A 12,185-nucleotide genomic window follows, 5' to 3' on the forward strand; every position below is an offset into this window, starting at 1 on the left:
AGATCCTTTTTGGAGGTGGTCGTGCCAATAAAGTGGTCTTTTTTTATTCTCCCTTTATGACTATAAAGATTAATTTCAGTAGTGTCCTGAATGCAGATCACATATTTGCCTTGACAGGCTTCAATACAGTTATAAGACATATTGCGGATCAGGTCTTCTTCTCTGACACGATCATTCTGAAGAAAACGGTAATATCCCTTGGCGGAAGCTTCATCTTCACTTAAACGGCGAATCGAATGAACGCTTTTGGAAAATAAATCATCTAAAATTTTATTGCCACGTTTAAGTAAACGTTTATCGGCTAATTCCCTGAAATTTCTTGTCATAATACTAAATAACAATAAATGTATAAAACTAGGAATAATTGTGTCCACACGATAGTCCTACGGAAGGGTGGCAAAAATTCAAAGAATTTTTGACGGGGTGGTTCTACACATAATAACTTCAAACCTTAAACTTTTAATCCAAATTTTCAATTTTCAGCCATATATAAATATCATTCACTACATATCATTAAAGTTTGTATATTTGATAAGTTTGTGTAAAATCAAAAATTATCTTTAATGAAAAAGCTAAATATTGGAATACTTGCCCTTTCAGGTATTGTATTTCTTAATTCGTGTGGTACAGCTAAGACTGCAGGGACAGAGAATAAAACTGAAGCTACGGCAAAAGTAGCCGAACCGGTAAAAGAAGAAGCAAAAGAAGAGGGAATTAATTTATCGTATATGGATACAAGTGTCCGTCCACAGGATGACTTTTTTAGCTATGTGAACGGAAACTGGGTGAAAACGACTCAGATTCCTTCCGATAAAGCCAACTGGGGATCTTTCAATGCTTTGAGAGAAAATGTAGATGATGCTTCATTAGATATTTTGAACAAAATCCTTACAGAATCATACCCTGCAGGATCAGAAGGGCAGAAAATCCAGAATCTTTACGCTTCTTTTATGGATACGAATAAAAGAAATGCGGAAGGTCTGGCACCGATTAAAGCTGATCTTGCCAAAATAGATGCTATTAAGACTCTTGCTGATCTTCAGAAATACCTTTTGGAAGCTACAAGATTAGGAGATAATTCTTTCTACGGATGGAGAGTAGGTGCTGATATGAAGAATTCCAAGATGAATGCGGTGTATCTTGGTGGTCCGGATCTTGGTTTGGGGAGAGACTATTATCAGAAAGTAAATGATGCCAATACAAAAACACTGGCGGAATATCAAACCTATGTTGGAAAGTTATTCGGAGTTTTAGGATATAAAAATACAACTCAGGCTGCACAGAATGTGGTAGACTTTGAAAAACAGCTTGCCAATTACTTGCTGACACTTGAGCAGAACAGAGATGCCAACTTAAGATACAACCCTAAAAATGTATCTGAATTATCAGATCTTGTGAAAAACGTTGATCTTGCCAAATACCTGAAAGATGCAGGTGTAAACACAGACAGAGTGATCATTGGAGAACTGAAATATTACCAGAATATGGATCAGTTCATTACCCAGAAAAACCTTCCTCTGCTGAAAGACTATCTGAAATACCATATCATCAACGGAAACGCAAGCAACCTGGATGACAATTTAGAGCAGATCAGATTTGATTTCTATGCCAAATATTTACAGGGCCAGAAAGAACAGCGTCCAATGAACAAGAGAGGGCTTACCCTTGTCAATGGTGTTCTTGGAGAAGCTTTCGGAAAACTGTATGTTGACAAATACTTCACTCCTGAAGCTAAGAAGCAGATGGAAACGTATATTGATTATCTTTTAAAATCATTCAAAACACATATTGCCAATATAGACTGGATGTCTCCGGAAACCAAAGTAAAAGCTCAGGAAAAACTATCCAAGTTTACCGTAAAAATTGCTTATCCGGATAAATGGAAAGATTATACACAGTTGAAAGTAGAATCTCCAAAAGAAGGAGCTACGCTTTATTCAAACCTTCAGAATGTTGCTGCATGGCAGTATCAGAGAAGTTTAGATAAAGTAGGAAAACCGGTTGACAAAACAGAATGGGGAATGTCTCCACAGACTGTAAATGCTTACTACAGCGGATCAAACAACGAAATTGTATTCCCGGCAGCTATTCTTCAGCCTCCTTTCTACAATCCTAAAGCGGATGCTGCAGTGAACTTCGGAGGAATCGGAGCCGTAATCGGTCACGAAATTTCTCACGGATTTGACGACAGCGGTTCCCGTTTCGATGGAGATGGTAACCTGAATAACTGGTGGACGGATGCAGACCGTAAAAACTTTGATGCAAAAGTAGGCCAGTTAGCCGCTCAGTACAGTGCTTACGAACCTGTAAAAGGAAGCTTCGTGAACGGTAAGTTTACAAGCGGTGAGAACATCGGTGACTTAGGTGGAGTAGCAGTGGCTTATGATGCCCTTCAGATGTACTTAAAAGATAAAGGAAACCCCGGAAAGATCAGTGGATTTACTCAGGATCAGAGATTTTTCATGAGCTGGGCAACAGTTTGGAGAACGAAAGCTACCGATCAGTATATGATCAACCAGGTGAAAACCGATCCTCATTCTCCGGGAATGTTCAGAGCATTTGGTCCGTTGGTCAATCAGGACTCATTCATCAAAGCATTTGATATCAAACCGGGAGACAAAATGTATAAAGCTCCTCAGGACAGAATAAAAATCTGGTAATTTTACCTTAAATTGTTAGAAAAGAAAGATCCATTTCATATTGCTTGAGATGGATTTTCTTTTAATATTCTCTCTTATAATTCCGGAGCACAAACTTGATTCCGGTTTCCATAATGTCACCCATGGTTTTACAGTACTTGAAATTAACATCATAGGTAAGCTTTTGCAAAGCTGTTCTTAACTCGATAACATTGGCTTCCGGCGCAATATTGTCTTTTTTCATAATAGAAATGAGCTCATAAAATCTGTTTTGGCTGCTCGTAACTCTTTTTACGATCTGCGAGCGCACTTCCTTGCGGTACTGTTCGATAGAACTTGGCTTCAGTTTTTCCAGAACCATATTCACCATCTGATTGTTTTCCTTGAAATACTGGGGAAGATATACTTTCAGGTTTCCCTCATAAGTCTGCTGATCAAAATCGATGGGGCGGATTCTGTAAATTACCTGGTCGAAATCATGGATGGGAATCACCACATAATTATAAGAACGCATGTCCCCAAGAAGTCCGATGAGGCAGCGTTCATTGAATTTCACGAATTCCTTGGAGATCTGTGCTTTTTCCAGTTCTGTACAGTTGGGCAGATGTTTCTGAATAAAGACATCCCCGGGAATTCCTAAGATATGCTCTTCAATCAGAGTGTTTTTATACACCAGAAAGTTAATCCGGTTGGGAGAAAGCAGATCCTCAAGTTCCAGCCCGAATATCCGGGAAGCATCAGCCTGTTTAATATAAAAATAGGTATAATTATCATTCAGTACATTTCTCACCCGGATCCGGAAAGGTTTTGAATTTCCGAAAGTACAAAAATCGATGGTATCTACTGTCAGATAAGGTAGCGTAGCGGTATCTCCATCAGAATGAAGGAGGGTGTAAATTTTATTTAAATTAGCTTCTATTTCTTTAAACTCATATTCAGAATACAGTACTCCAAGCCATAAGGTATCTTTTCCTTCCTTATCCAGAATACTTACACTGTCATTAAATCTTAAGAGATCTTCATACAGAAACTTAATTTTGGTGGTTCTGTTGTATTTTTCCAAATATTGCTGTAATGCTTCTGAAACTGGAAATATCGGTTTTCTGAACGCTATTTTTACATCTTTCATAACACTGTTCACTTTCTTTAAATATAAAGAATATTTTCTTGTAAAGTTTGAGGATTTCTTATTTTAACATTCATTTTACCATTTTGTAACGAGTACGGCGAACGAAAAATTATTTGATTTTTCTTGGAAGACTTTATTTATTTTTTCATAGCTTAGTGATATCGTAATACGGTGATTTTATGTTGAATAAATGCAGAAGAATTTTGATGATCCAAGAAAAATCTTAGTAAAATTTTGTATGTTAGAGTTTTTTTTTAAATTTAAACATTGGATTGGTAATTTATTTGATTCATCGGTAAATTACTCAAGGACAGATCCAAACCAAAATAGTAAATCTCAAAATAACAATAATATGGCAATGTTTAATTATGGTGTTGGCGGAAACGAGGTAAAAGTAGACGCTAATGAAGCTATTCAGGAAATACAGGAAAATAAATCACTGATAGTAAGCCAGCTTACAACAGAAGAGTCTTATACCCCTGAAATCGTAACAGGATTAAAAACAGTGGAAGACGTTTTCAGACATTTCCAGCCTTCAGTATCGGTACAGCACGAAACAGAAGATGGTGGAGTGGTAGAAGAAGAATTCCGTTTTCAAAACCTTGGAGACTTTACCCCTAAAAGCCTTACTCAGAAGTCAGATTATCTGCAGCAATTGAGCATGGAACAGGAGCAGTACAATAAAATAGTACGTCAGCTGAAAACAAACAAAATTCTACGCAATATGCTGGAGAACGATCAGACAAGAGTGGCGTTCATAGAGGTATTGAAAGAAGTGGCACAAGAACTTGAAAAATAATTAAAGACTTACATTAAATCATGGATAGCAAATTACAGGCACAAGAAAGCCAGCAGCAGGGTCAGCAGCAACACGCAGGGCAGCCGAAGGGCAACCCGCTTGCAGAGCTCAATAAAATGGGAGGATTTGGCTTTGTTGAATCCGTTGTAGACGGTATTGCCAATATGAACCCCACAAGAAAGGCAAGAAAAGAAATCTTCCTGAATGACAGCAATAAAGCAGAAGAAAGAAAAGAACTTCTTCAGAAGATCAACCTTTGGATAAACCTTTTAGAAGGTAGCGAATCTGCTGATAAAATGGCTGATACGTGCAAAAGTAAAGCACAACAGGCCGACGAGAATTTAAAGAAAAACTTAAAAAATACACTGGATGCTGTTCGTATGCTGGAAACCAACTACAGAACAGTAGCCCAATTCTACAAAAATACGGAATTGGATAAAGTGGATAACGTAAGTATCGTCAATGCAAGCCTTGAGCAGGTTTCCGATCTGGATAATCCTCTGTTCATTGATGCTATTTCAGAAGAATTCAAAAATTATTATGACCGTCTTGACCTTAGAGATAACTACTCAATCCTTGCCATACCTGGATATTTAGGATCAAACAAGGTCATCGAGAAGTGGGCAAAAATCTGTAACGAAAACAAAGTAATGATGGTTACAGACTTCGCCAACCTTGATAAGCCGGATGATGTAGTAGACTTATTCCACTCTGCCAACCTTACAGGAGGTGAGCTTCACAGAAGTAACGTTATCATGACGTGTAACTGGCTGGTAGGACGTGGTAAAGCTGAAGAAGTAGGGGAAGAAGAAAACGTAGAACTTCCACCTTCCACGTCATTAGCAGGAAAAATCCATAAAACACTGATGTCTCAGGTAGCAGCAGGTAAAAAACATGGTAACATCAACGAAGTAGACGCTGTAAAATTCGAGCTTAAGAAAAGTGAAATTTCTCAGCTTGAAAAAATGGGTCTTGTACCAATGGTTAACGAATACGGAAAAATTATGGCTTTCTCAGCGAAGACCTTATTTACAGGAGACAATATCGGTCTTCAGACGTATTCCGTAGTTCGTGTATTCGACTATGTAACTAAAGTATTACTTGATTTCCTTAACAGAAGAGCTTTCGAAAACTGGAATGCTAAGAATGAGGATGATTTGAGAAGACAGATTGTAACATTCCTGGATAACATCAAAGGACCGGACAAGTTGATTGAGAAATTCAAAATTGTTCGTTTCGAGCAGGATAGAGTAAACAAAGACAGAGTATGGCTGGATATCCGTATGACCCCTTATTTCCCTACAAAAAGTTTCGTTATTAAATTGGACGGACACAAAGGAGATGATGGTAACGAATGGGATGCAGAATATACTCAGGAGTAACATAAACGTACTTTAGATAACAAAAACCGATGCAATATTACATCGGTTTTTTTTCAACCAACACCTATGAAATTGAATATGAATAAGAAACTTATCATTGGTTTACCAATGTTATCAATACTTCTTTTGATAAGTTGTGAAAAAAAATACCAAAGTCCGGGCACTTACGAAAATGATCTCTTCGCACAGGAACGTCAGGAAGGAAAAGCATACATCATGAATGAAGATGAATGTTTTGATGGAAGTGAGCTCGTTATCGCAAGTTCAGAGGTAAAACTGGCAGACAGTTCAAAAGGCCGCGGAAAATCATTCTATCTCTATAAAGTAAAATCCGGAAAAGTATTGAAAACAGTAAGAGATTCTACGCTAGATATGCCAATGCTGTTTTTATCTCAATACAAATTAAAGATCAAAAATACAGATTCTATGTATGTGTATCTGAAGAAGCTTGAAGGGTATCGTTTTATAGCCAAAGATAGAAACCTTAAGTATCAGTGGTTAAAAGCGGCTCCGGTATATTCAGTTGAGAAAAATTAACTTTAAATTCAAGTTTTTTATATCACTATATCATGATTTTTTTTACTTTTGTTTTTGAACAAACACAAAAACAAAATGAAAAAGAATGTAACCCCGTATGAGGATATAATCCTTCATCCTCTCCTACAATTTAATCTGAAAAGTAATACCTGTCTCTATGGCTTTCAGCTGAAAGCTATTTAAATTCTATCAGCCATGACAGGGAATATTGCCGGGGATCAGAATCCTCGGGTTGGAACAGTGTGTTCCTACGAAATAAAGCCTTCAGGACTTTCATTCGTACTGAATGGAGACTATGAATGGTATCTTTTTAAGAAACAAAAAAACGGAAGCTGGAAAGACATCACCGGAAAACCAAAGACCGGTGAAAAGGTAACATACAACTTTGGGGAAATAGCGCTGGGAGTAGAATTTCAAATAAAAGTCTATGAGATTAAAAAAGGGCTTTTACCTGGTTTTCCCGTTACCAAGGAACTTGCTGGCAGCCTTATAATTGTTCCTATCAGTAACAAGGTTCCGAAGATTGATAAAGTAGTCCTCTTTAACAGAGGAGCAAAAGATTTCAATACAGCCAGCTACCGTGATACTCTTATTGCGCAGGCTCACTGCATCGCGATGTTTAATAAAGAAATTGAATTTCACCTTTGGGAAGATGACGCTCCTGGGAAAGGGCACGATGTCAGTATTAACAAAAACAACCGTCACACACGCAGCTACAAGGCTCGCGTCAATGAAAAAGGAATTGCGGAAGTATCTATTCATTTAATGTCTGATGAAAAAATCCTTCGTCAGATGGCCAATCGGTTTCTGATGAAAGGAGACAGAAATGAAGGACCGAATCATGAATATTATGTTACGGCCACCTACTCCGGGAAAATTCTGGGAGCCAGCCAGGTGAATGTAGAGGTAGCCAACCCTGATTATAAGGGCCAGCCTCAAAATCAACCTAAGCCGCAGCCTGAGAAACATACACCAAAATTTCCTGTCGGACCAGAAGGTGGTCCCAAACAACCTGATCCTAAAGGTAATATTATAGAAGCGGTTTTCATAGATGATACAGGAAAAGAGCTCTCGAAAGTAGGTGTAGGAGATAAAGCAAGGGTAAGAATTCACTCCAAGAATATGGTGGGAAAACACATCCAATATGTTATCTGGAAATATGATTCCACATCCACTCATGAAGTTTATAGAAGTGCAATGATTAAAATTACTGCCGATGTATACGATACCTCAGGATTTATCATTACAAAAGTGAGTTCTGAAAAAGGAATAGGCTTTCCTATCGGCAATCTGAATTCCTATACACAAAACTATTTTATAGAAATTATCTCCAAAGATCTTTCTGCAGAATCTCAGAAATTTGGGGTAAATTCGGATGGACTGATGCAGGTGGAGAAGGTGAAGAGTGCGGTGGGAGTACAGAATACGCAAAACCCAGATAAACCAGGAAGTTGTATATGTCAGGAACAGTATAAAGATTTAGTATGGGGAGGAAAAGTAAGTTGTGAGTTTAGAAAGAAAGTAGTGCAAATTGCTAAAAATTTAGAACTACCACAAGAAAATTATGAAGGGGCAAATTGGCTAATGACAATTATAGCTCTAGAATCAGCATATTCATTTAGCCCTAAATGTGGTACTTTTAGGAAAAATCCTGATGAAAATAGTAAATACAAATATATTGGATTAATACAATTTGGAAAAGCTGCAGCAGAGGAAATTGGAACAACAAGAACTCATTTGATGTCATTAACTGCAGAACAACAATTAGACTACGTTGAAAAACATTTTTAAGAAAAAAATGTATAAAAATCTATTAAAAAATAGAACTGCTCTTTACTTAGCTGTAAACTATCCAAATTCAACAGCCCATGCTTCTGAAAAAAATTATGTTGTTTATGATAGTACGAAAGATGCATATGATGACAACTCAATGTTCAAAAGAGAGACACACGAATTTTGGATTGATAAAAATGGCAAAAAGCAATTTTATAAAGGTAAAGAGGGAAAATCCTATGTTTGGGAATTCGAAGAAGCTTTGAAAGAAGTAGAAGAATTAGGACGATCTAATAAAACAAAGACTTTTACATGCGGCAATAATAGTACAAAAAGTGATAATATTAATGCAAAAGATATTGTAACTTATCATATATATCATGATAATAAAATCGAAAAACATATTCCTAAAAAAATAAAGGAAGGAAATGAAACTAGATATAAATATGTTTATCATGATTCAATAGGAAATGAGCATGAAATAACTACTGTAGATTGGCATACGACTAAAGAAAAGGGTGTTGGACAAGTTTATAACACTAAACCTACTCATTCAAAAGTTCTTTCTGATCAATATGTTTCTGAAGGAAATACATCTAGACGTGTAAAATATGAAAATGGAGATATTGCAGAATACGGAACTCATCCTAAAAAAGGAATCATTTGGCTATTATATAAAGCGGGAAAAAATAATGTTGAATTAATTAAAATGCCAGATAGTTTAAATTATAAAAAAGATGGTGTTTCTATTGCTTATAGCTTTTCAAAAACTCAAAGAAGATATACTGGAGCAGATTCTTTTGCTGGATTTATTGGGTATTTAGCTAAATCTGGATACAAACTAACTACAACAGGTAGTTGTTTTTCTGAAGGCTCAAGCTTTCCAAGTCAGGAACATTGTAATGGAAGAAGTGTAGATACACTTTATTTAGGTATTGTTGAGCAAGATCAAAAGGTAATAGATAGTGCAATATTTTTCCATTTTACAGAGGTTTTAAAGGGTATAAATGAGTACTGTCAGAAGCTAAAAAGAGCTGGTAATGGGGGAAGCCTTCACAATAGTCATTTGCATTCTGGAAATTTTAATAGTAGTGTTATAAAAACAATTAAAGAAAAATGAAAAACCTAATTATTTTATTATCTTTTTTAAGTATTTTTTCTTGCAAAAAAGCGCAAGAGAATGTTTCAAAACCATCTTTCTCCCAAGAAATATCCATTGATAAAAATTGGAATGGTGATAAGTTAATTTCTGATTTGAATTTTGTCAGCTCTATCAATCCTACTTGTAAATTAAAAACTACTTTTTTTAATAGATCAGAAAAACAAATTGAAGAAGATGATGCAAAATGTACCCTATCTAAAATCAAATTCAATTATGAAAAATTAAACTCAATAAATAAAAAAAACATTATTGGAAAACTGGCTTCTAATATAGAACTATTTATTAAAAATAATATTCCTAAAAGCAATAATGCAGATTTAAGTTACCAAACGACATTGTATATTGAAAAAAATAAAACAATAACTGACTCGATTGTTATTTACCAATCTTTTAATTTTTCAGAAGCATTAACTGTAAAAACAAAATATTATTATCTTGATAAAAATGAAATTTATTTATTAGATATCGTAGAAGATGAATCTGGAGTAAATGTTGAAAAATGGGAACATTATAAAATAAATTCTTCAGGCAAAATATCTTCAGTACAACAAAAATCTTTCTCAAAAGATAATAATATTACGAAAACAAGTATTGATTTTTGGAAAGGAAAATATCATTTTGAAGCTTCAAATAGAGACGAAGTAAAAACTATTTTTAACATCATAATAAATTCCCTTGAAGATATTTCTATGGATATTACTGAAGAAGGAACAACAAATAAATATTCTAAATTAAAGGCTGAAGAAATTAATTATCAAAAAATTAAAATAAAATATAATGATTCTTCTGATGAGATGGGAGTTATTTACATTGAAAAATCAGACGACAATTACTTTATTTCAGGAAATCCCATATATTTTATCAACCCCGGAAATAATGAAATCCCATTACAAAAAATTAAATAAATAATCCTTACTGTTTCCAAATGTTTGAAAATTAATATAAATGGACAATGATGAAACCCGTTTTAACTGTAGTACCTCTCATTTTCTTTTTTAGTTGTAAAGAAAATAATACGAAAGCCATTAATAGTGATAAAATAAATTTAAAAGAAAATATTGATGAAGAAGATCTACCTTCTTCTTTTAATTCAAATTCAACACAAACTAAAAGTTATAGAGTTAACTTTAATAAAAGTGATAAAAATGATCTCATTATTATAGAAAAAAATACAAATGATTATACTTTAAAAGCGCAAACTGATAATAAAGTATTTTTTACAAAAAACATTGACTGTGATTTTATAGAAATAGATACTAATACAAAAAACAAACAAATCTTCAATTTAATTTTAGGTTACACAGATCAGTATCAAAATACGTCTCGAAAAATTGTTATGCCCGTTTTTTTCAAGAATAATGATTTATTTATTGAAAAATTATTCATCGCAACTTTAGGAACAAGTGCGAAAACAGGTGAGGAAGAATGGATGCAAAAAGAGATCTCTGAAAAAATATTGCTCAAACAGCTTGATTTGGATAAAATCCTATCAGAATAAATAATTTAGCAATAATAAAAAATGAAAAAATTTGTAATCATTTTCTTTTCAGCAACAAGTCTTATTTGCTGTCAAAATAAAGAGAAAAATACAACAGTTGAAAATATAAATAATGATATAGATTTTATAAAAAAACATATGAGGCTTCAAGAAAAAATTGAGCTTTCTGAAAATGACACAAATACATCAAATCAGTATAAGCTAATAGATAAAGATTTAGAATTAGGTGGAGAGTTAACCTTACAAGGATTGAAAGAAAATGGTTATAAAGTACCTGAAAACAGCTTTTTTTCAAAGCAAATTAAGGATATTTTTGAAACACAGGAAGATTGTTCATGTACCTCAGTAAAGCAGCATCAAAATTTCACTACTTATTTTGTCAATTCGTCACAGGAACAAAATATTAAACAAACAGAATTTGATTACACTTATGATCATATATATGTTTATCCCAATCTTAAAATTTTAACAGATCTGCCTCTTTTAAATGATATTGTGGAGTTAAAAAACAATAATTTGAAAGTAAATTTAAATCAAACTATTATTGCTAGAAACAAATATTTATTTAACAACAGTAAAGGAGACTTGGCTTGGTTATTAGCTAATGACAAGGATTTTTTAAAAATATTACTTGTAAATTTTGGCTTTGATAAAGAGGATAAAATAAATGAAGTAATTCTAAATGATCTATTTCAAGAATATTCCAAAGAAACGCCAGAATCCTCTCAAAAAATAGGAAATATTTTATTTGTAAAAAATTGTGAAGGAAAACTAAGTATTAGAAAAAACTTACTTAAGTATATAGAAAAAAACACAACTAAAAATAATGATAAATATGTCTCTGCATTATCAAATTATGTGATTGGTATACTTTATAATGACAGTATAAAATCTCTATTTTCACCTGATGAAAAGGCTGAAATTGTAGCAAATATATCCAATATAGAAATCCCTGCATTCAACAACTATAAAGGTTTAAATACGGATTCTTGGAACTACATTGTTCTACCTTCAAAATAAAAGCACAATGAATCACCCTGAAGTACTAGATATTTTAAAAAAACACAACTATTTTGGTTATCCATATTTAAAAAAATATATTGAAAGCGGTGGCCTAGAAAACGAGAGTACAACTTCACCCCAAGATGATGATTATCAATAAATCCTAATAAATATCAACTAGTTCATAAACTATATATCCTGATGAGAACTTTTTAATTATTTATCTTTTTTTCATACGCAAATAGTAGGAATAGATAAGAGTAA

At 33.9% G+C, this 12,185-nt stretch carries 12 protein-coding genes; 10 read left to right on the plus strand and 2 right to left on the minus strand.

All coding sequences use genetic code 11. From position 1 onward, the window contains the following. Positions 1 to 326, minus strand: a 326-nt coding sequence (locus DEU40_RS06850) for a transposase DNA-binding-containing protein (RefSeq protein WP_262510394.1), incomplete at its 3' end; no start/stop codon positions are given. Positions 327 to 563: 237 nt separating this feature from the next. On the opposite strand from DEU40_RS06850, the gene DEU40_RS06855 reads away from it, so the two are divergent. Next, positions 564 to 2,660: a M13 family metallopeptidase gene (locus tag DEU40_RS06855; RefSeq protein ID WP_110009153.1), complete on the plus strand. Its 2,097-nt coding sequence runs from the start codon at positions 564 to 566 to the stop codon at positions 2,658 to 2,660. Between the two features lie 61 nt (positions 2,661 to 2,721). Here DEU40_RS06855 and DEU40_RS06860 read toward each other — a convergent pair whose 3' ends face one another. Further along, positions 2,722 to 3,768, minus strand: a complete 1,047-nt coding sequence (locus DEU40_RS06860; RefSeq protein WP_110009154.1) for a hypothetical protein — start codon at positions 3,766 to 3,768, stop codon at positions 2,722 to 2,724. A gap of 352 nt (positions 3,769 to 4,120) precedes the next feature. Here DEU40_RS06860 and DEU40_RS06865 point away from each other — a divergent pair, with 352 nt between their 5' ends. From DEU40_RS06865 to DEU40_RS22755, 9 genes are all read left to right on the plus strand, one after another. Continuing rightward, a complete protein-coding gene (locus DEU40_RS06865; RefSeq protein ID WP_228406457.1) occupies positions 4,121 to 4,567 on the plus strand; it encodes a type VI secretion system contractile sheath small subunit in 447 nt (148 codons plus the stop codon). A gap of 20 nt (positions 4,568 to 4,587) precedes the next feature. After that, positions 4,588 to 5,949 carry a DUF5458 family protein gene (locus DEU40_RS06870; protein WP_110009155.1) on the plus strand — a complete coding sequence of 454 codons (1,362 nt, stop codon included), beginning with the start codon at positions 4,588 to 4,590 and terminating at the stop codon, positions 5,947 to 5,949. 78 nt (positions 5,950 to 6,027) lie between these two features. Further along, on the plus strand, positions 6,028 to 6,486 hold the full coding sequence (locus tag DEU40_RS06875) for a hypothetical protein (protein ID WP_228406458.1): 459 nt from the start codon (positions 6,028 to 6,030) through the stop codon (positions 6,484 to 6,486). A gap of 195 nt (positions 6,487 to 6,681) precedes the next feature. Beyond that, a complete protein-coding gene (locus DEU40_RS06880) occupies positions 6,682 to 8,277 on the plus strand; it encodes a hypothetical protein (RefSeq protein ID WP_110009157.1) in 1,596 nt (531 codons plus the stop codon). A 7-nt stretch (positions 8,278 to 8,284) separates the two neighbouring features. Continuing rightward, positions 8,285 to 9,379 (plus strand): hypothetical protein, encoded by a 1,095-nt coding sequence (locus DEU40_RS22345; RefSeq protein ID WP_181397940.1) that lies wholly within the window; start codon positions 8,285 to 8,287, stop codon positions 9,377 to 9,379. Next, complete coding sequence (locus DEU40_RS06890; RefSeq protein WP_110009158.1) at positions 9,376 to 10,326, plus strand: hypothetical protein; 951 nt, start codon at positions 9,376 to 9,378, stop codon at positions 10,324 to 10,326. Before DEU40_RS22345 ends, DEU40_RS06890 begins: the two co-directional genes overlap by 4 nt. A 47-nt stretch (positions 10,327 to 10,373) precedes the next feature. Beyond that, positions 10,374 to 10,919: a hypothetical protein gene (locus DEU40_RS06895; RefSeq protein WP_110009159.1), complete on the plus strand. Its 546-nt coding sequence runs from the start codon at positions 10,374 to 10,376 to the stop codon at positions 10,917 to 10,919. Between the two features lie 21 nt (positions 10,920 to 10,940). Continuing rightward, complete coding sequence (locus DEU40_RS06900) at positions 10,941 to 11,939, plus strand: hypothetical protein (RefSeq protein ID WP_110009160.1); 999 nt, start codon at positions 10,941 to 10,943, stop codon at positions 11,937 to 11,939. A 7-nt stretch (positions 11,940 to 11,946) separates the two neighbouring features. After that, positions 11,947 to 12,081 (plus strand): hypothetical protein, encoded by a 135-nt coding sequence (locus DEU40_RS22755; RefSeq protein WP_262510395.1) that lies wholly within the window; start codon positions 11,947 to 11,949, stop codon positions 12,079 to 12,081. The last annotated feature ends 104 nt before the right edge of the window (positions 12,082 to 12,185 follow it).

This window comes from Chryseobacterium sp. AG844, assembly GCF_003182335.1.
Lineage (GTDB): Bacteria > Bacteroidota > Bacteroidia > Flavobacteriales > Weeksellaceae > Chryseobacterium > Chryseobacterium cupriresistens.